At 67.2% G+C, this 19,272-nt stretch carries 21 protein-coding genes; 15 read left to right on the top strand and 6 right to left on the bottom strand.

Annotated features, from left to right (window positions below; translation table 11 throughout):
- Nucleotides 1-48 precede the first annotated feature (48 nt).
- Entirely contained in the window at nucleotides 49-516 is a 468-nt protein-coding gene (locus tag ACTJJM_RS16520; RefSeq protein ID WP_005411992.1) for a DUF1456 family protein, read from the top strand.
- Here the strand turns inward: ACTJJM_RS16520 and ACTJJM_RS16515 are convergent.
- On the bottom strand, nucleotides 485-1,372 hold the full coding sequence (locus ACTJJM_RS16515) for a LysR family transcriptional regulator (RefSeq protein WP_053442395.1): 888 nt from the start codon (nucleotides 1,370-1,372) through the stop codon (nucleotides 485-487). The genes ACTJJM_RS16520 and ACTJJM_RS16515 overlap by 32 nt on opposite strands.
- Nucleotides 1,373-1,516: 144 nt before the next feature.
- Between ACTJJM_RS16515 and ACTJJM_RS16510 the strand changes: the two genes are divergently transcribed.
- Nucleotides 1,517-2,665 (top strand): MFS transporter, encoded by a 1,149-nt coding sequence (locus ACTJJM_RS16510; protein ID WP_265330720.1) that lies wholly within the window; start codon nucleotides 1,517-1,519, stop codon nucleotides 2,663-2,665.
- Here the strand turns inward: ACTJJM_RS16510 and ACTJJM_RS16505 are convergent.
- A complete protein-coding gene (locus ACTJJM_RS16505; protein WP_053443780.1) occupies nucleotides 2,662-3,360 on the bottom strand; it encodes a TorF family putative porin in 699 nt (232 codons plus the stop codon). The genes ACTJJM_RS16510 and ACTJJM_RS16505 overlap by 4 nt on opposite strands.
- Nucleotides 3,361-3,490: 130 nt before the next feature.
- Here ACTJJM_RS16505 and ACTJJM_RS16500 point away from each other — a divergent pair, with 130 nt between their 5' ends.
- A complete protein-coding gene (locus ACTJJM_RS16500) occupies nucleotides 3,491-3,928 on the top strand; it encodes a DUF6165 family protein (protein WP_049403467.1) in 438 nt (145 codons plus the stop codon).
- A gap of 6 nt (nucleotides 3,929-3,934) precedes the next feature.
- Here the strand turns inward: ACTJJM_RS16500 and ACTJJM_RS16495 are convergent, their stop codons facing one another.
- Nucleotides 3,935-4,624, bottom strand: a complete 690-nt coding sequence (locus tag ACTJJM_RS16495) for a response regulator transcription factor (RefSeq protein WP_019337639.1) — start codon at nucleotides 4,622-4,624, stop codon at nucleotides 3,935-3,937.
- A gap of 190 nt (nucleotides 4,625-4,814) precedes the next feature.
- A complete protein-coding gene (locus tag ACTJJM_RS16490; protein ID WP_010486919.1) occupies nucleotides 4,815-5,387 on the bottom strand; it encodes an OmpO family porin in 573 nt (190 codons plus the stop codon).
- A 211-nt stretch (nucleotides 5,388-5,598) separates the two neighbouring features.
- Between ACTJJM_RS16490 and ACTJJM_RS16485 the strand changes: the two genes are divergently transcribed.
- A complete protein-coding gene (locus tag ACTJJM_RS16485; protein WP_440865822.1) occupies nucleotides 5,599-8,001 on the top strand; it encodes a DPP IV N-terminal domain-containing protein in 2,403 nt (800 codons plus the stop codon).
- Nucleotides 8,002-8,092: 91 nt separating this feature from the next.
- Nucleotides 8,093-8,452 (top strand): DUF1428 domain-containing protein, encoded by a 360-nt coding sequence (locus ACTJJM_RS16480; protein ID WP_049455507.1) that lies wholly within the window; start codon nucleotides 8,093-8,095, stop codon nucleotides 8,450-8,452.
- A gap of 15 nt (nucleotides 8,453-8,467) precedes the next feature.
- Here the strand turns inward: ACTJJM_RS16480 and ACTJJM_RS16475 are convergent, their stop codons facing one another.
- Together ACTJJM_RS16475 and ACTJJM_RS16470 are read right to left on the bottom strand one after the other, a co-directional pair.
- Entirely contained in the window at nucleotides 8,468-9,160 is a 693-nt protein-coding gene (locus ACTJJM_RS16475; protein WP_010486925.1) for a hypothetical protein, read from the bottom strand.
- Between the two features lie 107 nt (nucleotides 9,161-9,267).
- Nucleotides 9,268-10,161, bottom strand: a complete 894-nt coding sequence (locus tag ACTJJM_RS16470) for a hypothetical protein (RefSeq protein ID WP_049435203.1) — start codon at nucleotides 10,159-10,161, stop codon at nucleotides 9,268-9,270.
- Between the two features lie 490 nt (nucleotides 10,162-10,651).
- Here ACTJJM_RS16470 and ACTJJM_RS16465 point away from each other — a divergent pair, with 490 nt between their 5' ends.
- The 10 genes from ACTJJM_RS16465 (at nucleotide 10,652) to ACTJJM_RS16420 (ending at nucleotide 19,167) form a co-directional block, all read left to right on the top strand.
- Nucleotides 10,652-12,085 (top strand): Do family serine endopeptidase, encoded by a 1,434-nt coding sequence (locus tag ACTJJM_RS16465; RefSeq protein ID WP_049455509.1) that lies wholly within the window; start codon nucleotides 10,652-10,654, stop codon nucleotides 12,083-12,085.
- A gap of 101 nt (nucleotides 12,086-12,186) precedes the next feature.
- Nucleotides 12,187-12,552: a hypothetical protein gene (locus ACTJJM_RS16460; RefSeq protein ID WP_010486932.1), complete on the top strand. Its 366-nt coding sequence runs from the start codon at nucleotides 12,187-12,189 to the stop codon at nucleotides 12,550-12,552.
- A gap of 8 nt (nucleotides 12,553-12,560) precedes the next feature.
- Entirely contained in the window at nucleotides 12,561-13,031 is a 471-nt protein-coding gene (locus tag ACTJJM_RS16455) for a phage holin family protein (RefSeq protein WP_010486934.1), read from the top strand.
- Nucleotides 13,028-13,495, top strand: coding sequence for a hypothetical protein (locus tag ACTJJM_RS16450; protein ID WP_019337636.1), 468 nt, complete (start codon nucleotides 13,028-13,030; stop codon nucleotides 13,493-13,495). Before ACTJJM_RS16455 ends, ACTJJM_RS16450 begins: the two co-directional genes overlap by 4 nt.
- A 67-nt stretch (nucleotides 13,496-13,562) precedes the next feature.
- A complete protein-coding gene (locus tag ACTJJM_RS16445; protein ID WP_440865821.1) occupies nucleotides 13,563-14,672 on the top strand; it encodes an AI-2E family transporter in 1,110 nt (369 codons plus the stop codon).
- Nucleotides 14,673-14,763: 91 nt separating this feature from the next.
- The gene (locus ACTJJM_RS16440; protein WP_010486940.1) at nucleotides 14,764-15,231 is read left to right on the top strand and encodes a hypothetical protein; all 468 of its coding nucleotides are present in this window, start codon (nucleotides 14,764-14,766) and stop codon (nucleotides 15,229-15,231) included.
- 73 nt (nucleotides 15,232-15,304) lie between these two features.
- Nucleotides 15,305-16,024 carry an HAD family hydrolase gene (locus ACTJJM_RS16435; RefSeq protein ID WP_029550770.1) on the top strand — a complete coding sequence of 240 codons (720 nt, stop codon included), beginning with the start codon at nucleotides 15,305-15,307 and terminating at the stop codon, nucleotides 16,022-16,024.
- A 3-nt stretch (nucleotides 16,025-16,027) separates the two neighbouring features.
- Entirely contained in the window at nucleotides 16,028-17,395 is a 1,368-nt protein-coding gene (locus ACTJJM_RS16430; protein WP_053442392.1) for a leucyl aminopeptidase family protein, read from the top strand.
- A 135-nt stretch (nucleotides 17,396-17,530) separates the two neighbouring features.
- Nucleotides 17,531-18,634 (top strand): catalase family peroxidase, encoded by a 1,104-nt coding sequence (locus ACTJJM_RS16425; RefSeq protein ID WP_440865820.1) that lies wholly within the window; start codon nucleotides 17,531-17,533, stop codon nucleotides 18,632-18,634.
- Nucleotides 18,631-19,167: a cytochrome b gene (locus ACTJJM_RS16420; RefSeq protein WP_010486949.1), complete on the top strand. Its 537-nt coding sequence runs from the start codon at nucleotides 18,631-18,633 to the stop codon at nucleotides 19,165-19,167. Before ACTJJM_RS16425 ends, ACTJJM_RS16420 begins: the two co-directional genes overlap by 4 nt.
- The last annotated feature ends 105 nt before the right edge of the window (nucleotides 19,168-19,272 follow it).

The following is a 19,272-nucleotide window of genomic DNA, read 5'->3' as shown; positions in this document are numbered from 1 at the left end:
AGTTCGATGACAATCCGGTGACACGCCAGGGGCCGCTACAATTGGGCCATGATCAACAACGATGTCCTGCGCAGCGTGCGCTACTCCCTGGACCTGGGCGACCACCACGTGGTGACCCTGTGCCAGATGGCCGACCCGGCCTTCGCCGTGGATCCCGAGCAGGTCAAGGCCTGGCTGCGCCGCGAGGACGAAGCCGGTTTCGAGGCGATGAGCGACAGCGCGCTGGCGCACTTCCTCGATGGCCTGATCGTGCACCTGCGCGGTCGCGACGAGAGCCAGCCGCAGCGTGCGGTGGAAACCCGCATCGACAACAACCTGGTGCTGAAGAAGCTGCGCGTGGCGTTCCAGCTGCGCGACGTCGATCTGATGGAGATCTTCGCCAGCGCCGGTTTCAACGTGTCCAAGTCGGAAGTGGGCGCGCTGTTCCGCCAGCCCGGCCACACCAACTACCGGCGTTGCCTGGACCAGATGCTGCGCAATTTCCTCAAGGGCCTGAGCCTGCGCCTGCGCGGCTGAGCACGGCCTCGACGAACACCCGCGCCGCCGGTGTCGGCAGCCGCTGCCAGACCAGGTGCACGCGGCGGGTCGGGGTCGGCTGCAGCGGAATCCGCACCACGCCTTCAAAGCCTTCGGCAATCAACGTCGGCACGATGCCAACCGCCAGCCCATGGCGGACGAAGCGCTCGATCAGTTCCATCAGATTGACCTCGAAGCGCACCGCATGCGACAGGCCAGCGGCGGCGAAGGCATCGTCGGTCTGCCGCCGCGCACCAGTGCCGCGCGGGAAGTCGACCAGCGCCTCGTCCTGCAATTCGGTCAATGGCAGCCGCTTGCGCCGGGCCAAGCGGTGCGACGGCGCCAGCACCGCCACCAGGTCTTCTTCCTGCAGCATCTGGTGGCAGACCCCGTCCAGGCCGGCCGAGGGTGACAACCCGACCAGCGCCACATCCAGGTCGCGCGACTGCACCTGCGCGATCAGGTCCTCGCTCTTGTCCACCCGCAATTGGAATTCCACCTGCGGGTGCGCCTGCTGAAAAGCTGCCAGCATCGCCACTACATCGATATCGGTCAGCGAGGAGATCTGCCCGATCGCCAGCAGACCACGCACCTCACCACTGACCGCGGCCACGTCGGCGCGCAGGTGACGCAGGCTGACCAGCACCTGGCGTGCGTGCACCAACAGCGCCTCACCCGCTGCCGTCGCCCGCACCTGGCGCGGCAGGCGTTCAAACAGCGGCGTGCCCAGTTCCTGCTCCAGTGCGGCGATCTGGTGGCTGAGTGCGGACTGCACCACATGGCAGCGTTCGGCGGCGCGGGTGAAGTTGCCTTCCTCGGCCAGGGCGACGGCAAACTCGAGCTGCTTGAGGTTCACCCTGCTATCTCGTTTCCAGATGACAGGGATGATGATGATTCATTTCCATCATCGCTGCAGCAGGCGGACACTGTGCACCCCGCTTCTCTGGAACACCGCGTGAGTCCGTCCCTCCCCCCTCTGCACCGATGGCAGGTGCTGCTGATGTCGGTGGCCACCGGCGTGGCCGTGGCCAGCAACTACTATGCGCAGCCGCTGCTGCACACCATTGCCGATGCCTTCGGTGTGCCGTTCGGCCAGGTTGGCATGGTGGTTACTGCCGCACAGCTGAGCTATGCCGCCGGACTGATCCTGCTGGTGCCGCTGGGAGACCTGTTCGAACGCCGCCGCCTGATCGTGGTGATGAGCCTGCTGTCGGCGGGCGGGTTGGTGATCAGTGCCTGTGCGCCGTCGCTGACCTGGCTGCTGGTGGGCACCGCGATCACCGGCCTGTTCTCGGTGGTGGCCCAGGTGCTGGTGCCGTTCGCCGCTACGCTGGCCGCGCCGGAACATCGCGGTCGCGTGGTCGGCACGTTGATGAGCGGCCTGCTGCTGGGCATCCTGCTGGCACGCACCGTGGCGGGACTGCTGTCAAGCCTTGGCGACTGGCGGCTGGTGTACGCGATCGCCGCCGGCACCCTGGTGCTGACCGCACTGGCACTGCAGCGCGGCCTGCCGCGCTTCCACCACAGCGCCGGCCTTGGCTACTTCGCGTTGCTGCGCTCGATCGGCGTGCTGTTCGTACAGGAACCGGTGCTGCGCCAGCGCACGCTGCTGGGCGCCTGCAGCTTCGCCATGTTCGCGATCTTCTGGACGCCACTGGCGTTCCTGCTGGCACAACCGCCCTACGCCTACAGCGACGCCACCATCGGCCTGTTCGGACTGGTCGGCGCCGCCGGCACGCTGGCGGCTGGCCTGGCCGGCCGCATGTCCGACCGCGGGCAGACCGGCCGCGCCACCGCCATCGCACTGGTGCTGTTGCTGCTCTCGTGGCTGCCGCTGGGGCTGTCGGCACACTCGCTGCTGGCGCTGCTGATCGGCGTGGTGGTGCTGGACCTGGCCGCGCAGCTGCTGCACGTCAGTAACCAGAACCTGATCTATGCACTGCAACCGGCAGCGCGCAACCGCCTCAATGCAGGCTACATGACCGGCTACTTCATCGGCGGTTCGCTGGGTTCGCTGTTGTCGGCGCAGGTCTACCAGCGCTTCGGCTGGACCGGCGTCTGCGTGGCCGGTGCCACGGTGGCCGTGCTGGCCCTGCTGCTGTGGCTGCCCGGCGCGCTGCGTGCGCGCCAGGCGGTGTCGTCGAACTAGAAGCTGCCCTGCAGCGCCAGCTCCCAACGCCCCCCGGCATTGCCCGGGAACAGGCGCTTGGCCGCGCTGTCAGTGTCATGCACGGTGGCACGCAGCTCCCATGCCTGGGTCAGCGAGGCGATGGCACTGAGCTGGCCATGCAGGTAATCCGGACCCTGCGCGGTGGCCAGCCAATACTGGCCCACCGCCGCCTCCAGGCGGAACCGCTCGTGCAGCGGTACCCGCACGCCCAACTGGGCATAGGTGCCGCGATGGCCGCCGGCCAATGCATCGCTGGAATGGGCGACCTGCAACCAGGCGCGCTGCTTCCAGGTCACGGTGGTATTGAGTTCGGTCCAGTCCAGCGCGCGGCCGGTGCCCGGGTACATGTAGCGGGTCAGGTTGGCATCCAGTGTCCAGTCCGGGGCCAGCGCACCGGACCAGCCCGCCACCAGGTCGAACTCGCTGCGCGCGCCGTTGTCCGGCTTGAACGAAACGTTGGAGCCCCACACGCTGGCGTACCAACCCGATGGGATCGAAACCTTCGCGCCCGCCTGCACCGCCGGGTCGCCGTCGCTCTGCGAGCTGCCACGCCACACGTAGTCACTGGTCAACGCCGCACTGCCACTGACCTGTACCTGTGCCTGCGCGCTGCCGATTCCGAGCAGCCCTGCCAGGGCGGCCACCACCGCCGCCATCATCCCCTTGCTGTTCACTGCACTGTGTTCCTCGTCGAAGGCGGTCACGCCGCCGGGAACGCAGTGTCGAGGCGGTGGCCGTAACGGATCGAGGGTGCTGCCGGGCCCGTGGCGCAAATTCGGCGTAAATCCCGCGGATCGGGGCCACATGCCAGCAGCGCGGTATCATGGCGCCCTGTTTCCAGGAACCAACCGCGTGGACGCCATCCTGACCCCGGTATCGATCGGCGAGCTGATCGACAAGATCACCATTCTCCAGATCAAGGCCGAGCGCATCGACGATGCGGCCAAGCTGGCCAACGTGCGCACCGAACTGGACGGCCTGCTGCCCTTGTTGCAGCAGCAGCTGCAGGCACAGCCGGCCCTGGCCGCGCTGCAGCAGCAGCTGAAGGCGATCAACGAGCGCATGTGGGACATCCAGGACCAGCTGCGCGACAAGGAAGCGGCCCAGGTATTCGACGATGCCTTCATCCAGCTGGCACGCGGTGTCTATGGCACCAATGGTGAGCGCGTGCAGGTGAAGAACGAGATCAACCGCGTGGCCGGTTCGGCGCTGGTGGAAGAGAAACAGTACCAGGGCGAGTAAGTCCGCTCATCCGCATTCGAGCAGGTGCCGGATGCGGAACAGCTCACCATCGCTGTGGATGCCCAGCTTCTCGTAGGCGGTCCGCTTCTGCGTGCTGACCGTACTGGCCGTGCGCCCGAAGCGCCGCGCCACCTCCCCGGTGGTGCAGCCCTGCAGGACCAGCCGGAGCACCTCGCGCTCGCGTCGGCTCAAGGGCGTGAGCACCGGCGCCGGTGTGCGCCGCATGCGCGATCGGCTCAACTGCGTGCGCAACTCCGGGGGCACGAAGCGGCCGCCACGCGCCAGTACGTCAACTGCGCGCCGCAACATCTCCGGCGTGGTTCCCTTGGACAGAAAGCCGCGCGCGCCGGCCTGCATCGCCATGGTCACCGTGCTGGCATTGCAGTGCGCAGACAGCACCAGCACCGGCAGCAGCGGCCAGCGCCGCGACAACAGCCGCAACAGGGCCAGGCCCTGTTCGGGTCCGCACGGCGCCAGCAGGTCGATCAGCAACAGGTCGATGCCATCCGGCTGGCGCTGCAGCAGATCGAGCAGATCACCTTCGCGGGTGAAGCTGCCACAGACCTGCACGCCACCGTGCTGGCAAAGCACCACCTCCACCCCCAGGCGCAGCACGGGATGCGGCGCCAGCATTGCCAGGCGGCGGGGCCGATCGAGGGGCCGATCGAGGGGCAGAGCGGGAACGGCAGGCGGCATCACATGGATCCGACGGTACGAAGTGCCCACCGTAGGCCCGCGCCGGGAGCAGCGGAATCCAATTTATTGCAACGCAGCAGCGGCCCCGGAACATGCTCAGCTGCGGTTTCGGGTCGTCACAACGCAACAGGCCCGGCATGAGCCGGGCCTGTCGAGGCATCTTCAGCGCGCAGGCGCGCCGAGGAAGCTATTACCAGCTGAAACGCGGGCCGACGGTGTATTCCTTGTCGCCGTCGCGGTTCATCTTCAGCTCGCCATTGATGCCCCAGTTCTGGTTCAGCTTGACCTGGCCACCCAGGCGACCGTACCACTGGCCTTCCGGATTGATGCCGTGCTTCTTCGAGAAATCTTCGTAGCCGACCATGCCGTAGACTTCGGCGTGGGCACCGAAGGCGGTGCGGATACCCGCTTCAGCGCTGTAGCCGTTGAAGTCCAGGCCGTGCTTCTGGTCGCGCTTCTGGTAAGCAACGCGGGCAACGAAGTCGGTGGTCGGGGCGATTTCAACGTTGTAGCCGGCGCCGATCTTCCACTGGTCCAGCTTGATGTTGGTGTGGTCGATTTCCTGGCGGCTGTACTCACCGAAAGCGTGGAAGTTCGGCAGGAAGCCGTACGAACCCTTCACGCCCCAGCCGTCGGCCTTGAACGCGTCGATATCGGTCTTGGCGTAGTCGGCTTCGGCGTAGTTGTACGACAGGTTCTCAGCAGCCGAGGCGGTGAACGGCAGGGCAGCGGCCAGGGCCAGAGCAATCAGCGAATTCTTCATGGGGGTACACCTTTTACTTTCTTATGGTGTGCAGCAGCGCCAGGGCGCCATCGCATCGGGAATGTAAATTCTCCGTTATTCGCCACAACGCTCCCTGAAAACAGCGTTCTTCGCATTGCTGAATTTTTTGGCTTGATTCAGGCTGTCTCTGGCATACGCGCGCGGCGCGCGTGCATTTGTGGTTCGTCACCGACTGCAACAGGAGGTTGCCTTGCACGTTTCCGATCCGCTGCTGATGCCTGTTCGCGCCGCCCTCCTGGCCTGCGCTTCCCTGTTTCCGATCCATGCTGCGCACGCGCTGCAGGCGGCTGACTACCAGCGCGCCGAACGCGTGCATGACAGTCATCTGCGCGGTGCGCTGCGCAATGCATCGGTCCTGCCCCAGTGGCTGGCCGATGGGCGCTTCTGGTACGAACGCGAAGACACACAGGGCCGGCGCCAGGCGATACTGGTCGATCCAATCCAGGCTACGCGCCAGATCCTGTTCGAACCCCATGCGCTGGACGCCGCAGTTGCACCTCTGGGTGCCAGCGGGCCACGCCTGCGCTTGAACAACGTGCAGGTACTGGATGATGGCCTGCGCCTGCAGTTCAACGGCGAGGCGGAGATCAACTGCCAATGGCCACGCCTGCAGTGCACGGCCGCACAACAGGCGTTGCCGCCGGCTGATGCACTGCCGTCGCCCGGCGGTGATGCCTGGCTGCAGATACGCGACCACAACCTGTGGCTGCAGCGCTCTGGAGCGGCGCCGCAGCGACTGACCCAGGGCGGTGAAGCTGGGCATGGCTATGGCGTACTGCCGGACTTCACCCTGCGCGGCATTCCACGCCGTCAGGGCCGGATGCCGGCACGACCGTTTGCGGTGAGCTGGTCACCCGATGGCCGTTACGCAGCCGGCATCCGCTACGACGAGCGCGCGCTGCAGGACTATCCCTATCTGGAAAGCAGCCCGACCCACAGCGCGCGGCCGCGCGTGCATACCGTGAAGCTGGGGGTACTGGGCGATGCACAGCAGGTATGCGACAGCCTGTATGTGATCGATATCCCCAGCGGCAGGCAGCATGACATCGCGCTGCCCGAGGGCTGGAACACGCTCAGTGAGGCCGGCATCCTGGGTTGGGACGGCGATCGGTTGTATGCCGTGATCGCGCACTTCGGCACGCCGCGCAGGCTGCGCCTGGTGGAGATCGATGCCAACAGCGGTGCATTGCGCACGGTTGTGGAAGAAGCCAGCGACACTCGCCTCCAGCTCAACGTGTATTCCTACAACCGGCCAGCGGTGGCCATCCTGCCCGGGCAGGACACCGCCGTGTGGTTCTCGCAGCGCGATGGCTGGGGCCATCTGTACCGGGTGCGCCTGTCCGATGGCAAGGTGCTGCGCCAGCTCACCCGCGGCAAATGGGTGGTGCGTGACCTGCTGGGTGTGGACGCTGCGGGTGGCTGGGCGTACTTCAGCGCCGGTGGCGTCGACGGTGGCGACCCCTACGTGCGCGGCCTGTACCGGGTATCGCTGCAGGGCGGTCCGATCCAGCGCCTGGCCGCCGATGGCAACGACCACATGGCCGATGCCGGTACCGGCGCGCTGTTCGGGGGGCGCGCTCCCCAGGCGCTGTCGCCTGGCGGTGGGTATCTGGTGGATACCGTTTCCCGTCTCGACCAGCCACCACGCACCGTGCTGCGGGCCAGCGATGACGGACGTGAAGTGATGGTGCTGGAAACAGCCGATGACAGCGCGATCATTGCTGCCGGCTGGCGCGCACCACGGCGCGAACGGCTGCTGGCCGCCGATGGACGCACGCCGATCTTCGCCACCGTCTACCTGCCCCGCGACTATCGCGATGATGGCAGCTTCCCGGTGATCGACGCGATGTACGGTGGTTCCTTCATCAGCAATGCGCCGGTGACCTACGCCGAGGCGGTGTCTGCCCTGAATCCGGTATCCCGCGCCAGCCTGGCCGAACTCGGCTTCATGGTGGTCAGCATCGATGCGCGCGGCACCGGTGGCCGCGACAAGGCGTTCCATGACAGCAGCTTCCTGGGCGCCGCCGATGTACAGCTGGATGACCATGTGGCTGCGCTGCGCCAGCTGGGCGAACGCTACCCGGGCATCGACCTGGAGCGGGTCGGCATCTACGGGCATTCGTTCGGCGGCTATAGTGCAGCGCGCGCCCTGCTGCGCTATCCCACGTTCTACAAGGTGGGCGTGGCCTCGGCTGGCAGCCACAATTTCCAGGGTATGTACGGCGGCGCCCTGCACGGCATGGACCGGCTGTTCGGTGGGGTGCTGCCGGCCACGCCCACTGCCGAAGGCGTGCCGGCGCCCTTTGCCGGGCTCGACAATGCGGCACTGGCCGGCAACCTGCGCGGGCATCTGCTGCTGGTCTATGGCGAACTGGACGAGAACGCGCCACCGGCGCTGACCCTGCAGCTGGCCGCCGCCCTGAACAAGGCCCAGCGCAGCTACGACCTGCTGTACCTGGCCCGGCAGGACCACGAACTGTTCCGCAACGACGCCACCTACACGCACCGCATGTGGGACTACTTCGTGCGCCACCTGGCCGGCCAGCAGCCACCGGATACGGTGCTGGCGCCGCTGCCCGGTGGCCCGGGCTGAACAGGCGCACACAGGGTGTCGATCCACGACGCCCTGGTTCGTCGGGTACTTGAAGGCCGTGCATGCGGCACGGTCCATCCGGAGGCAGGCAATGAGCTACATCGATGGTTTCGTCCTGGCGGTGCCCACCGCCAACAAGGAGAAGTTCCTCGCCCACGCACGCACAGGAGATCCCGTTTTCATCGAATACGGCGCGCTGCGCGTGGTCGAGTGCTGGGGCGATGACGTGCCGCACGGCAAGACCACCGACTTCTTCGGCGCAGTGAAAGCCACGCCGGACGAGACGGTGGTGTTTTCCTGGATCGAATGGCCGGACAAGCCGACCCGCGACGCCGGCATGAAGAAGATGATGGAAGACCCGCGGTTTGATCCTGCGAAGAATCCGATGCCGTTCGACGGCGCGCGGATGATCTACGGCGGCTTCGTGCCGCTCTACGAGCTGACGCGCTGAACCGGGCGGACGTGCTCAGCGCGCGTCCGTTTCATCGCTGGCAGACGCATGGCCGGCGCCCAGAGCGGCGCCGGCGCCGAGGCCGACACCCCCCATGCCAGCGCCCATTCCGCCACCGCCACCTCCTCCACCCGCACGACCGCCCTTGGCATCGCCCTCGTTGCGGCCCTTGCCGCCGCCACTGGCGCCACCCGGCCGGGTCGGCCCCTGCGGCGGTATCTGCAGGTCGGCCGGAATCGGCGCCAGATCCAGCGCTTCGCGCACGAAGTCGCGCAGCGAGACCACCAGTTCGTGGGTATGTACCGGCCGCCCCTGTGCCAGTTCATTGGCGGCACGCGCGGCCAGCCGCACCTGTTCGTCGGTGCCCAGCAGCAGGATGTCCGACAACGCCGCTTCAACGGCATCACGGATGCGGCGCGCGCGATCCGAACGGGGCTCGGCGATGCCCTCGGCATCCTCGCGCTGGCGCAGGTCACGGCGATGGCTGGGATCCACACCCAGTTCGCCGGTGAACGAACCGCCCAGGGTCTTGTAGGCCGCCATCAGCGTGCGCAGCCGTTCGTTGATCTGCCGGTTCTCGCGCTCGCGGCGCTGTTGCAGGGTCTGCATCACCAGCAGGCGGATGCCCACGCCGAGCAGGGTGATCAGGACCAGGCCGGCCAAGGTGGACAGCACGCCCTGCCAGGAACTGAAGTCGATACCACGCATGCCCGGGGCTCCGGCGGGAACAACCTGCATCTTGCCCCAGACCGCGTCCCAGAAACGCGAAAGGCCCCACCACCCGGGGGGTGGCAGGGCCTTCGGTCACGGCGCGATTACTTGCGCTTGGCGACCTTGCGCACGGCCTTCTTGGCCGGAGCCTTCTTGGCGGCGACCTTCTTCAGCGGCGCAGCCTTCTTGGCGACCGTCTTGCGGGTGGCGGCAACCTTCTTGCCAACTGCCTTCTTGGCAACGGCGGTCTTCTTGCCGACAACCTTCTTGGCAGCGGCGGTCTTCTTGCCGACGGCCTTCTTGGCGACAGCAGCCTTCTTGCCCACAACCTTCTTGGCGGCAGCGGTCTTCCTGGTGGCGACCTTCTTGGTGGCGGCAACCTTCTTGCCGACAACCTTCTTCGCAGCCACGGCCTTCTTGCCAGCGACCTTCTTGGCGGCGACGGTCTTCTTGGCCACGGCCTTCTTGGCGGTAGCGACCTTCTTGCCGACAACCTTCTTGGCGGCCGCGGTCTTCTTGGCAACGGTCTTCTTCGCGACGGCAGCCTTCTTGGTGGCGGCCTTCTTCACGGTAGCGACCTTCTTGCCGGCAGCCTTGGTGGCGGCCTTGGTGGTCTTCTTGGCAGCGGCGGCCTTCTTGGTCACAGCCTTGCCTGCAGCTGCCTTCTTCTTGGCCACTTCCTTCTTCAGGGCAGCGGCTTCGGCCTTGGCGTTCTTCTTGGCGGCTTCCAGCTTCTTCTTGGCGTTGGCAACAGTCTTGCCGACCGACTTGGCAGCCTTCTCGGCCTTCTTGGCAACGGTCTTCTCGACCTTGGCCACGGCCTTCTTGGCCTTGGCAACGCGGGTACCGGCAGCCTTGGTGGCGCGCTTGACGGTCTTCTTGACCGACTTCACTGCGTCTTCGGCAGCGTGGGCGATGGTCTCGCCAACGTTGGTGGCGGTTTCTTTGACGTTCTCGACGGCGTCGGTCACGACCGACACACCATTACCGTTGCTCATGTTGCCCTCCTGGGGGCCTTAAGTATCAAAACGGGGCGATGCTATACCGACATTGACGATCGTGGAACGGGGCGCGCGCGAGCAATCGCATCTGATGCGACGGCAATGGTGTAGCCGGGCGCCCTCGCGAGCACAGTGGGTTGACAGGAAACCCCTTTTTTTCAGTGCTGCGCCGCACGATCCGGGTAGCGGCAGGTGCTGCCTGCGTGCACCAGTCCGAATACAGCGAAAGGCGTGCGATATGGCGCATCGCGGCACCAGGATGCGCAGAACTGCGCAAGTATCGGCCTGTATCCACATGCGCTTCGGCAGACGTCGGCACGTTGAGAAGCACGCCCTATTCTGTCGGTACCGCCCCACAGATGGCGATGCCGACCCACGTTCCGGGCGCCGGTTTTCATGGCGCATTTATCCAGATCGCGACACACTCATTCAGCTTGTTTTACCGTAGGGCCGAACCGCCCCCACCCACGCCAGCGAACCGACTCCCATGCGACCGCTTCCCACCCTGCTCACGCTCGCAATCGCCGCCGCCTTCGGTGGCTTCGTTGCCACCGGCATCAATGCCCACCTGGACAACCGTGCCGATGCCGCGCCGCTGCCAGCGGTGCTGCCGACCACGGCGGCATTGCCCGCCTCGGTAGCCGGACAGGCGGTGCCGTCGCTGGCACCGATGCTGGAGAAGGCGATGCCGGCAGTGGTCAGCGTCAACACCAAGCAGGTGGTGCGCGTGCGCAACCCCTTCTTCAACGACCCGTTCTTCCGCCGCCTGTTCCCGGACATCCCGCAGGAACGCATCAACGAATCGCTGGGCTCGGGCGTGATCATCGACGCCAAGGAAGGCCTGGTGCTGACCAATCACCATGTCATCGACAACGCCGATGACGTACAGGTGACACTGGCCGACGGGCGCACGGTCAAGGCCGAATTCCTCGGTTCGGACCGCGATACCGACATCGCGCTGATCCGCATTCCGGCGCAGAACCTGACCGACATCAAGCTCGGCAACAGCGACCAGCTGCGCGTGGGCGACTTCGTGGTGGCCATCGGCAATCCGTTCGGCTTCAGCCAGACGGTCACCTCGGGCATCGTCTCGGCGGTGGGCCGCAGCGGTATCCGCGGGCTGGGCTACCAGAACTTCATCCAGACCGATGCGTCGATCAACCCGGGCAACTCGGGTGGCGCACTGGTCGATCTGCAGGGCCAGTTGATCGGCATCAATACCGCCAGCTTCAACCCGCAGGGCAGCATGGCCGGCAACATCGGCCTGGGCCTGGCGATTCCCTCCAACCTGGCACGCAGCGTGGTCGACCAGCTGGTCAAGCACGGCGTGGTGGTGCGCGGCACGCTGGGCGTGGAAAGCCAGAACCTGACCGCGCAGATCGCGCAGGGCCTGGGCCTGGGCGAAACCCGTGGCGCACTGATCACGCGCGTGCTGGCCGGTTCGGCCGCCGCCGCAGCCGGGCTGAAGCCGGGCGACGTGGTGGTCTCGGCCAACGGCCAACGCGTGGACAGCGCCGAAGCCCTGCACAACGTGGAAGGCCTGGCCGCGGTCGGCAGCGCATTGACGCTGGACGTGCGCCGCGAGGGCAAGCCGCTGCAGATCAAGGCAACGTTGAAGGAACAGGCGCGCGCGGTCACCGGCGAGAGCCTGGACCCGCGCCTGACCGGGGCCACCTTCGTCGACCTGCCCGAGTCATTGCGCCAGTCCGGTGTCGGCGGCGTGCTGGTCAGCGAGGTCAAGCGCGGCAGCCGCGCAGCCAGCAACGGCCTGCAGCAGGGCGACATCATCACCGATGCCACGGTGGGCGAATTCGCCGACCTGGCCAGCTGGCGCGCCAACTTCCAGCAGCGCCCGCCGACCCTGGTGATACGCGTGCTGCGCAACAATGGCCAGCAGCAGGGCCAGCTCGTGATGCGCTGATCGCCCTGCCGTAACACCCCCTATACCCCGGCAATGCTATTGCTGTCAGTCCAGGTCGGCACCGCCGACACCCGTTCCCCCATCGCAACAGGAGTGATTCGATGAGCCCCACCAATACCGAGAACCTGAAGGAACACCTGGGTGAAGCCGGTTCCCACCTGAAGCAGGCCGCGTCGGCCGCCGGCGGTGCAATCAAGGGTGCAACCGGCGCAGCGACCGACGAGCTTCGCATCGGCAAGGCCAACGTCAAGGCTGAACTGTCCGACAGCGCACTGTCTGGCCTGGCCGCCGCCGAGTTCGGTGGTGCCGCCGCCAAGGAGCAGGTGGATGCGCTGATGGACAAGGGCAAGGACCTGATCGACAGCGCCGCGGAGCTGATCCGTGAACGTCCGCTGGCCTCGTTCGGTGTTGCCTTCGCTGCCGGCTGGATCATCGCCAAGCTGGCCCGCGGCAGCAGCGACAAGTAAGCCGCGGCGTGAGCGAAGACAACGCGCAAGCCCCTGATCCAGCGGCCACCCCGCCGCTGGATGAGAGCATCCGCCAGGTCGGTGCGGCCGGTCGTGCCGCTGCCGATTCGGCCAAGCACACGCTGCGCTCGCTGCGCCGGTTGGCCTCGGCCGACTTCGCGATGGCACGCAGTGCGTTCGGTCGTGCACTGGCCTGGGCCGGCGTGGCGATCGTGTTCGGTGCCTCGGCCTGGCTGCTGATGGCCGCCACCCTCATCGCCCTGCTGCAGAGCTGGGGCCTGAGCTGGCTGCAGGCCCTGCTGATCACCTCGCTGCTGAGCCTGGCCGTCACCGGTTATGCGATCTGGCGGGTGTCCTACTTCTTCCACCACACCGGCATGCACGCTACCCGGCGCCAGCTGTCACGTCTGGGCCTGTTCGACGAACCCAGCGAAGACGATCCCGATGCCGAGGTGCAGCTGCCCGAGGGCAAGCCATGAAGTTCGGCGCGCTGCAACGGCGGGTGAAACGCTGCGAACAGGTGGTGACCGTGCGTCTGGGCGAGACCCAGGACCACTGGTCCACGCTCAGCGACGTCTGGCGAAAAGGCTGGTCGCCGCTGCGCATCGTGGTGGTCGGCCTGGCCGGTGGCTTCATCGCCGGCAAGCTGGAAGTGCCGGGCAAGGTCAACGGTGCCCGCTGGCTGCAGATGGTGGGCTCGGTCTCGAACCTGTTCGCCAGTGCACAGGCGGCGTTCGCCACGGCGATGGCGGCGCAGGCCGCAGCCACCGCTGACGACGCGGCCGAAGAAGCCGACGAGGCCAGCGAACAGGCACAGGCGGCGGCCTCCGCTGCCGAAGCACGGCCGGCACCGGCACCACGCTCCGTGCCGGAGCCAGGACCGGAACCGGACCTGCGCGGACCGCGTCCGGCCGAAGCGGCCACCGAGCTGTCCGAACGTTGAACCATGGAATCCGCCGCGCCGATCGCGGCCGGCGGATAATGCGCTCCCCTTCCCGGTTGGTGCGTCGATGAGCGAGTCCCTCCTGTCCCCGTCACCGGCCGGCCCCGAACAGCCCGACGTTCCGCTGCCGCCCGCATCGCGCCCGCGCGGACCGATGTCGCTGGTGGTGCTGGCCACCCTGGCGGTGGGCTACACCCTGTGGGCGGCACAGGACATCATCCTGCCGGTGCTGCTGGCGATGTTCTTCGCGCTGGTCGGCAATCCGATCCTGCGCCTGCTGCAGAAGCTGTGGATTCCACGCGCACTCGGCGCACTGCTGATCCTCGGCGCCGGCCTGGGCGTGACCGGTTCGCTGGCGGTGCAGCTGATCGGCCCGGCCATGGAATGGGCGCAGGAAGCACCGCAGCAGCTGCGCAAGGTCGCCCGCCAGGTGCAGGACCTGACCAAACCGGTGCAGCAGGCCAACCAGGCGGCGGAAAACTTCGCCCGCGTGGCCGGTGGTGACAGCAACCACAAGGTGCAGGTGATCCGCACCCAGATGGACGACCCCTATCGCATGCTGACCCGCGCGCCGCGGCTGGCCGCCTCGGTGCTGGCGGTGGTGCTGCTCACGCTGTTCTTCATGATCTATGGGCAGAGCCTGCAGCGCGCGGCCATCGCCCTGTTCCCGAACCGCCAGCAGCAGCGATTCACCAGTGACATCCTGCGCTCGATCGAGCGCGAGGTTTCGCGCTATGTGCTGACCATCAGCGTGATCAACACGCTGGTGGGCCTGGTGTTCGCTGGCGTGCTGATGCTGCTCGGCATCGGCCTGCAGGAGGCGTTGCTGTGGGGCACGGTGGCCGCACTGCTGAATTTCGCCCCCTACGTGGGCCCGCTGATCGGCGTGGCGCTGATGCTGCTGATGGGCTTCGTCGAGTTCCGCGACCCACTGCAGGCCCTGCTGCCGGCCGCCGGCTACCTGGGCCTGCACACCCTGGAAGGGCAGATGGTGACCCCGATCGTGCTGGGCCGTCGCATGAAGCTGTCGCCACTGGTACTGATCCTGGCGCTGATGGTGTTCGGCTGGGCCTGGGGCATGATCGGGCTGCTGCTGGCGGTGCCGTTGCTGGTCTGCATCAAGCTGGTGCTGGCACGCCTGGACGGCATGCAGGGCTGGGCACGGCTGCTGGAATAACGGCATCAGTAAATGAAGGACGCCGATGGCGGAACCCGAAACAGGAATGAAGTGGCAGACTATGGCCCCCTTTTCGGATGGATCCGTTCGGATGATCTCTTTCGCCACCCGTTGCGTTGCCCTGGCCTGCCTTGCCGCTCCCGCGCTCGCCGCTGCACCCCCGACTGCCGACCAGGCACGCACCCAGCTTGCCGACGCGGTGACCTGCAAGCGGCACCTCACGCCCAAGCAGTTCGACGCCATGGCCCGGCTGCTGGCACCGGCCCCGGCGCGGGCGCAGAACGGCGAATCCAGCGGCGAGTTCCGGTTGACCACGCCGCTGATGGTGCTGGGCCAGCCCGTGAACCGTCTGCAGTCGTATGACGGCGACAGCGGCGAGGACGGCATCGACAGTTTCACTGCGTACTTCAGCTCAGCGAGCGTCGAACAGATCGCGGCACTGGCGAAGATGTCCGACCCGGTGGCGGGCACCTATACGAAGGAAGTGGGCCGGCACAACCTGGACGTGCAGCAGTTCGACGGCCAGACCACCATTGCCTGCTCGTACAACCTGCGCTGACCCCGTCCTGCCCCAGCGCCCCCCGCCCGCCGCGCCGCATGAAAGCCCGCGCGGGCAGGGGTAGAATGGCGGGGTGAATTTCCCCGTCCAAGCCATCACCCTCGACCTTGACGACACGCTGTGGCCGTTCGCTCCGATCGGCGCCCGCATCGACCTGGTCCTGCACGAGTGGATGCGTGAAAACAGCCCCGCCACGGCCGAGATGTATCCGGTGGCGGCAATGCGCGAACTGCGCGAGCGCCTGTACCACGCCCATCCGCACCTCCATCACGACCTGAGCGCACTGCGCCGGCTGACCCTGCACGAAGCGCTGCACACCAGTGGCGCCAGCCTGGATCTGCTGGAGCCGGCGTATGAAGTGTTCTTCGCCGCGCGCAACCAGGTCGAGTGCTACCCCGATGCGATCGACGCGCTGGCGCGGATTGCCGCGCGGGTACCGGTCGCAGCGCTGAGCAACGGCAATGCCGATCTGGAGCGGATCGGCCTGGCCCATCATTTCGCCTTCCAGCTGGGCGCGCGCGAGCACGGCGCGGCCAAGCCGGAGGCGAGCATCTTCCACGCCGCCTGCACCCGACTGGGTGTGGCACCGGCACAGGTACTGCACGTCGGCGACCACGCCGACATGGACGTGGCCGGGGCGATCGCCGCCGGCCTGCGCGGCTGCTGGATCAACCGCGACGCAGCCACCTGGACCCATCCGCAGCTGCAGCCGGACCTGCAGTTCGACACCCTTACCGGCCTGGCCGACTGGTTGGACGCCAACCTCGACGCTGCCGCATCCCGGAGTACCTGACGCATGAGCGAGATCACTGGTTTCACTGCCGACACCGCCGCAGCACTGCCGCTGTACGTGCTGGACCGCGAGCAGTTCGCGGCCTGGAAGGACGGCCAGTCGGCTGCCACCCAGGCATGGCTGGCGTCGCAGGGCTTCACCGCCGGTGCCTTCACCACGGCGTTGCTGCCCGGCGCCGATGGCCTGGCCGGAGCGGTGATCGGTGTCGGTGATCGTGCCGATGCCTACAGCTATTCGCATGCCCCGCATGCCCTGCCGGAAGGCAGCGTGTGGCAGCTGGCCAGCGAACTGCCGGCCGCCGAACTGGCGCTGCTGCAGCTGGGCTGGGGCCTGGGCAGCTACCGCTTCGACCGCTATCGCAAGCGCCACCGTGCGCCGGCGCGCCTGGTGGCCGAGCCGACCGGCGAAGTGGCTGACCTGATCGCCGCCAGCCTGCGCGTGCGTGACTGGGTCAACACCCCGACCGAAGACATGGGTCCGCAGCAGCTGGAAGACGCCGCGCGCGCGCTGGCCGACGCGCACGGCGCGCAGGTCGAGGCGATTACCGGCGACGAACTGCTGAAGCAGAACTTCCCGGCCATCCACGCGGTGGGCCGCGCCTCGCACCGCTCACCGCGCCTGGTCGTGCTGCGCTGGGGCAAGGACACCGATCCGGCACTGGTGCTGGTCGGCAAGGGCGTGTGCTTCGATACCGGCGGCCTGGACATCAAGCCGGCCGACGGCATGCGCAACATGAAGAAGGACATGGGCGGCGCCGCGCACGCACTGGCCCTGGCCGGCCTGGTGATGGCACGCGGGCTGCCGGTACGCCTGACCCTGCTGGTGCCGGCGGTGGAAAACGCGATCGGCCCGGATGCATTCCGCCCGGGCGAAGTGATCGCCACCCGCAAGGGCCTGAGCGTGGAGATCGACAACACCGACGCCGAAGGCCGCGTGATCCTGTGCGATGCACTGACCTTCGCCAGCGAACAGAAACCCGACCTGGTGCTGGACTTTGCCACCCTCACCGGCGCCGCGCGCATCGCGCTGGGCCCGGATCTGCCGGCGCTCTTCAGCAATGACGACAACGTGGCGCAGCAGTGGCTGCAGGCCGGTGATGCGACCCGCGACCCGGTCTGGCGCATGCCGCTGTGGCGCCCCTACCTGCGTTACCTGACCAGCGGCATCGCCGATCTGGCCAACGCCGGCTCGCGCATGGCCGGCTCGGTCACCGCCGCGCTGTACCTGGAGCGCTTCCTGGAAGACGGCCAGCGCTGGGCGCATCTGGATGTGTATGCCTGGAACGACGGTGAGCGCCCGGGCCGCCCGGCCGGCGGCGAAGCGCTGGCGCTGCGCTCGGCATGGGCGATGCTGAAGGCGCGTTACAGCTGATCGGGTGGGTGCCGACCTTGGTCGGCACGCCGTCCCCGGCAAACTTGACGAAAATTTGAATACCGGGCCTGGAAGGGTTCTGCGAGGATGTGTGGGTCGACCACCCACACGCTCCGTGAAGGCAGGACTCCGACCATGTCGCTCTTCCGCTACACCCGCGCTGGCCAGACGCCGGGCGCACCACGCAAGCATTCCCCCCTGCCCTGGATCGCACTGATCGCACTCATTCTGGGTGCGGTCGCGCTGGCCTTCGCCTGGCTGGCCGGCTGGATCGGCAACCGCCTGACCGCGCAGCGCTTCACCGACACCATCGAGGCCACCGGCCCGGCCCATCCAGGCTTCCGACGCGCGCACAGCAAGGGCGTCTGCGTGAGCGGCTGGTTCGAACCGAGCGCGCAGGCCCCTACCCTGTCCAGCGCCCGCGTGTTCTCGCAGCGCCGCGTACCGGTGATGGGCCGCCTGTCGATCGGCGGCGGCGACCCCTACGGCGCCGACAACACCGCACGCGTGCGCAGCCTGGCGGTGCAGATGGTCAGCGATGACGGCCAGGAATGGCGGATGGCGATGAACAGCTTCCGGTTCTTCGCCGTGCCCAACGCCGAAGCCTTCTTCGAACAGACCCGTGCTTCCATTCCCGACCCGGCCACCGGCAAGCCCAACCCGCAGAAAATGGCTGCAGTGCTGGCGAAGTACCCCAGTGCACAGGCGTTCCAGCAGTGGGCCAAGACGGCACCGTGGACCAGCAGCTGGGCCGACACCACCTTCAACAGCGTCAACAGCTTCTGGTTCACCAACGCGCAGGGCCAGAAGCGTGCCGTGCGCTGGCGCTGGCAGCCACAGGCGCCGGTGGTGGAGATGGATGCGGAAACGCGCAAGCAGGCCAGTGTCGATTTCCTCAGCCAGGAACTGCAGCAGCGCCTGGCCAGCGGCCCGGTACGCTGGAACCTGGTCGTGACCACCGCCGAGCCCGGTGATGCCATTGATGATCCGTCGGTGCCGTGGCCCGAGTCGCGTGATCAGGTGGTGGCCGGCGTACTCAGCCTGGACCGCATGCAGTCGCAGGAACAAGGTGCGTGCGGCCAGATCAACTTCGATCCGCTGATCCTGCCCAGTGGCGTGCGCGGCAGTGATGATCCGATCCTGGCCGCCCGCTCGGCGGTGTATTCGCAGTCCTTCAACCGTCGCGAACGCGAGCGCGCCAGCGGCAATGTCGAGCAACCGAAGGAGGCCGCACGATGAACACCGGCAACGGCCACTTCAACCTGCTGGCGCGGGTGCTGCACTGGTCCATGGCGCTGATGATCATCGCCATGCTGTTCGTCGGCGTGACCATGGTCGCCTCGTTGCATCTGCGGCCGATGCTGATCGATCTGCACCGCCCACTGGGTATCACCATCGGCGTACTGGTGCTGCTGCGCCTGTACAACCGCCTGCGCCACCGCCCGCCGCCGCTGCCTTCCGACCTGCCCGCCTGGCAGGTGCTGGCAGCAAAGGCCTCGCACTGGATGTTGTACGCGCTGATGCTGGCGATGCCGCTGATCGGCTGGGCGATGCTGTCGGCCGGCGGCTACCCGATCGTGCTGTGGGGTGGCCTGCACCTGCCGCCGATCGTGCCGCACACTCCGGCGCTGTATGCCGCGTTGCGCAATGCGCACAGCCTGCTGGCGTATGTGTTGTTCGCCACGGTGCTGATGCACGTGGGTGCGGCGCTGTTCCACCTGTGGGTGCGGCGCGATGGCGTGTTCCAGGCGATGGCGCGCGGAAAGGATTGATCGGGTTCGCCGGGCGTTCCCGGCGGATCATTTCCGCGACTGCGGTGGGGTGTCACTTTTCTTTTCGCGCGAAAAGAAAAGTAACCAAAAGAAACGCGCCGCCAG

It is taken from the genome of Stenotrophomonas sp. 22692 (genome assembly GCF_052045015.1).
GTDB classification, from domain to species: domain Bacteria; phylum Pseudomonadota; class Gammaproteobacteria; order Xanthomonadales; family Xanthomonadaceae; genus Stenotrophomonas; species Stenotrophomonas geniculata.
This window is presented reverse-complemented; position numbering and strand designations above follow the sequence as displayed.

Bases quoted from the DNA above. Each gene is read 5' to 3' on its own strand.
- ACTJJM_RS16520 (WP_005411992.1), top strand. From the start codon at position 49: ATGATCAACAACGATGTCCTGCGCAGCGTGCGCTACTCCCTGGACCTG.
- ACTJJM_RS16480 (WP_049455507.1), top strand. From the start codon at position 8,093: ATGAGCTACATCGATGGTTTCGTCCTGGCGGTGCCCACCGCCAACAAG.
- ACTJJM_RS16500 (WP_049403467.1), top strand. From the start codon at position 3,491: ATGCCAGCAGCGCGGTATCATGGCGCCCTGTTTCCAGGAACCAACCGC.
- ACTJJM_RS16445 (WP_440865821.1), top strand. From the start codon at position 13,563: ATGAGCGAGTCCCTCCTGTCCCCGTCACCGGCCGGCCCCGAACAGCCC.
- ACTJJM_RS16450 (WP_019337636.1), top strand. From the start codon at position 13,028: ATGAAGTTCGGCGCGCTGCAACGGCGGGTGAAACGCTGCGAACAGGTG.
- ACTJJM_RS16440 (WP_010486940.1), top strand. From the start codon at position 14,764: ATGATCTCTTTCGCCACCCGTTGCGTTGCCCTGGCCTGCCTTGCCGCT.
- ACTJJM_RS16495 (WP_019337639.1), bottom strand. From the start codon at position 4,624: ATGCCGCCTGCCGTTCCCGCTCTGCCCCTCGATCGGCCCCTCGATCGG.
- ACTJJM_RS16420 (WP_010486949.1), top strand. From the start codon at position 18,631: ATGAACACCGGCAACGGCCACTTCAACCTGCTGGCGCGGGTGCTGCAC.
- ACTJJM_RS16430 (WP_053442392.1), top strand. From the start codon at position 16,028: ATGAGCGAGATCACTGGTTTCACTGCCGACACCGCCGCAGCACTGCCG.
- ACTJJM_RS16475 (WP_010486925.1), bottom strand. From the start codon at position 9,160: ATGCGTGGTATCGACTTCAGTTCCTGGCAGGGCGTGCTGTCCACCTTG.
- ACTJJM_RS16510 (WP_265330720.1), top strand. From the start codon at position 1,517: ATGTCGGTGGCCACCGGCGTGGCCGTGGCCAGCAACTACTATGCGCAG.
- ACTJJM_RS16470 (WP_049435203.1), bottom strand. From the start codon at position 10,161: ATGAGCAACGGTAATGGTGTGTCGGTCGTGACCGACGCCGTCGAGAAC.
- ACTJJM_RS16460 (WP_010486932.1), top strand. From the start codon at position 12,187: ATGAGCCCCACCAATACCGAGAACCTGAAGGAACACCTGGGTGAAGCC.
- ACTJJM_RS16490 (WP_010486919.1), bottom strand. From the start codon at position 5,387: ATGAAGAATTCGCTGATTGCTCTGGCCCTGGCCGCTGCCCTGCCGTTC.
- ACTJJM_RS16465 (WP_049455509.1), top strand. From the start codon at position 10,652: ATGCGACCGCTTCCCACCCTGCTCACGCTCGCAATCGCCGCCGCCTTC.
- ACTJJM_RS16425 (WP_440865820.1), top strand. From the start codon at position 17,531: ATGTCGCTCTTCCGCTACACCCGCGCTGGCCAGACGCCGGGCGCACCA.